The sequence below is a fragment of the Providencia sp. JGM181 genome (genome assembly GCF_018257375.1).
GTDB classification, from domain to species: Bacteria; Pseudomonadota; Gammaproteobacteria; order Enterobacterales; family Enterobacteriaceae; genus Providencia; species Providencia lanzhouensis.
The window spans coordinates 1-2,138 of sequence record NZ_JAERJY010000242.1; the positions used below are offsets into that span (position 1 = coordinate 1).

At 35.9% G+C, this 2,138-nt stretch carries 4 protein-coding genes; 2 read left to right on the forward strand and 2 right to left on the reverse strand.

Annotation, left to right across the window (positions count from 1 at the left end; all coding sequences use genetic code 11):
• Together JK188_RS17140 and JK188_RS17145 are read right to left on the reverse strand one after the other, a co-directional pair.
• Window positions 1-570 (reverse strand): TetR/AcrR family transcriptional regulator (locus JK188_RS17140; protein WP_211888690.1); only part of this gene is annotated, 570 nt, incomplete at its 3' end.
• A complete protein-coding gene (locus tag JK188_RS17145) occupies window positions 570-1,124 on the reverse strand; it encodes a dihydrofolate reductase family protein (RefSeq protein ID WP_211885169.1) in 555 nt (184 codons plus the stop codon). The genes JK188_RS17140 and JK188_RS17145, both read right to left, overlap by 1 nt.
• A gap of 271 nt (window positions 1,125-1,395) precedes the next feature.
• Between JK188_RS17145 and JK188_RS17150 the strand changes: the two genes are divergently transcribed.
• Complete coding sequence (locus JK188_RS17150; protein ID WP_036951591.1) at window positions 1,396-1,662, forward strand: DUF2798 domain-containing protein; 267 nt, start codon at window positions 1,396-1,398, stop codon at window positions 1,660-1,662.
• 62 nt (window positions 1,663-1,724) lie between these two features.
• Complete coding sequence (locus JK188_RS17155) at window positions 1,725-2,048, forward strand: YnfA family protein (protein WP_211885171.1); 324 nt, start codon at window positions 1,725-1,727, stop codon at window positions 2,046-2,048.
• Window positions 2,049-2,138: the final 90 nt, after the last annotated feature.

Genomic DNA, 2,138 nt, shown 5'->3' on the forward strand with positions numbered 1-2,138 from the left:
ATATAATAAAGCATCAATACTTTGGTGGTAATAATTTATATCGCTGATGTAATTATCCATATTTTTCCTATTTGATACAGCGAGTGCAGCGCCATGAGTAAAATCAATTAAAATATGTATCCAGAGCGTGGCTTGCTCTAAAGAGTATTTTAATTCTATCGCAAGCTCGATTAGAGTATTGGTTATCCGCTGTGCCTCTTCAGGAAACGCATTTGGGTGATTAAATATTGATAACGTTAATTCAGGATAACGAACAATACATTCTCGGTATTCAGTTAAGAGGTGCTTGATTTGTTCGATGGGTGTTCTCGATAAACAAGGCATTACCTTAGCGTAAACATGGTTAGCAATCGATTTGACTAAACACTCTTTGTCTTCAAAATAGTAATAAATTGTCATGGGGTTAATGCCCATTTCTTTAGCGAGCGATCGCATACTGAGTGCTGAGAATCCATGGGAATCAATAAATATGATTGCTGCACTGACAATTGCCTCCGCTGATATTTTTGGTTGTTTCTTATTTGGGCGTCCTACCGTTCGTGTTATTGCTACCAATGCTTTATCCATCATTATTCGCCTTCATCCGAGGATTGTTTTATTTCATAGTGGGATTGGATAAATCCAGAATCAAAGGTTTTAGTTTGTGTATGGTATAAGTGAATATCGTTAGGAATTTTACCAAACAATGGGCGACCAGAACCTAATAAAATGGGGATTCGAGTGATGATAAGATCATGAATCAAGCCTTCAGAAATAAAAGATTGAACTACTTTCCCGCCATCAATATAGGCATGATGATATCCCTCTACTTTTAGCATCTGCATGACTTCTTTAGGGGATAGGTCAATGAAGCGTACTTTTCCTATTAATTCTTCAGGGATAGTTTCTTGAGCGAGTACTTTTGATAGCACAATGACCGGACGATTATAAAACCAAGGTTGAACATGTTTTATTGTCTCATAGGTACCTCTACCCATAATAATCACATCAATATTGGCAATAAATGTATCATAACCGTGATCTTCACCGGTTGAATCTAATTGAAGTAACCAGCTGATATCGCCGTTTTCACGGGCTATAAAGCCATCAATGCTGGTTGCAATAAATACATGTCCAGTCGTCATCACTGTATTCTCGCTCTAATTTATTATACGGCGTATAATAAATGGATAGGTAGAATTTGCAATAGTGAAGTGCTTAATTCCTTATCAGGATAATCTGCATAAAATGGATTAGGGCAGGTGTAAAAAGGTATATTGACAAAGTATATCTAAAGATTAGAATGATTCTCAATTGGTCTCTAAGACTCGTAAGCGTTTACGTTAATCAACGCATATAACTTTGTTGTACCAACAGTTATATGCTGTTGTGTATCCGCTGATTAATGGAGACTGTATGTCATATCAAGACCGTAATTATGTATTAGGTATACCTAAACTTCCTATGAGAGCCCTATTTTTTCTGGTGCCTTTCTTTTTATCTTTGGTGATGAGCGGTATTGTTTCACTAATAAGTACTCTTCGTGCGTTAGGATTCACCTCCGAAATTTATGAGCCTTGGATTAGTTCATGGGCTATTTCATGGATGATTGCATTCCCAACAGTATTATTTGTTTTGCCTATTGCAAGACGTGTATCTCTGCTATTTGTTAAGCAAGCTTAAACAATATGCCACCTATTATTAGGTGGCATAAATAGTGATTTTATTGAGAAGAAAACATTTTTATGTCATTAAAAATTATTGGATTATTTTTTTTAACTGCGATAGCAGAAATTTTAGGTTGCTACTTCCCTTATTTATGGATGAAAAAACAGGGAAGTATTTGGCTGTTAGTACCCACCGTACTCAGTTTAATACTGTTTGTTTGGTTGTTAACGTTACACCCTGAAGCCAGCGGACGTATTTATGCAACCTATGGAGGCATTTATATTGTGACGGCATTGATCTGGCTAAAAGTCGTTGATGGTGTTTCCCTTGCCGCTACAGATTTGATTGGTGCGCTGGTGGTTTTACTTGGTGCTGGTATTATTATTAGCGGTTGGAAATAATAATTATCCATATATTAAGTTAATTTTAAATGTCTAGCTTAATATATGGATTGGTTATCTATTTTTATGTAGGTATAAACCACAATATAG

What these genes read in the sequence shown, in the direction of transcription:
- JK188_RS17145 (WP_211885169.1), bottom strand. Translation starts at nt 1,124, where the DNA reads ATGACGACTGGACATGTATTTATTGCAACCAGCATTGATGGCTTTATA.
- JK188_RS17150 (WP_036951591.1), top strand. Translation starts at nt 1,396, where the DNA reads ATGTCATATCAAGACCGTAATTATGTATTAGGTATACCTAAACTTCCT.
- JK188_RS17155 (WP_211885171.1), top strand. Translation starts at nt 1,725, where the DNA reads ATGTCATTAAAAATTATTGGATTATTTTTTTTAACTGCGATAGCAGAA.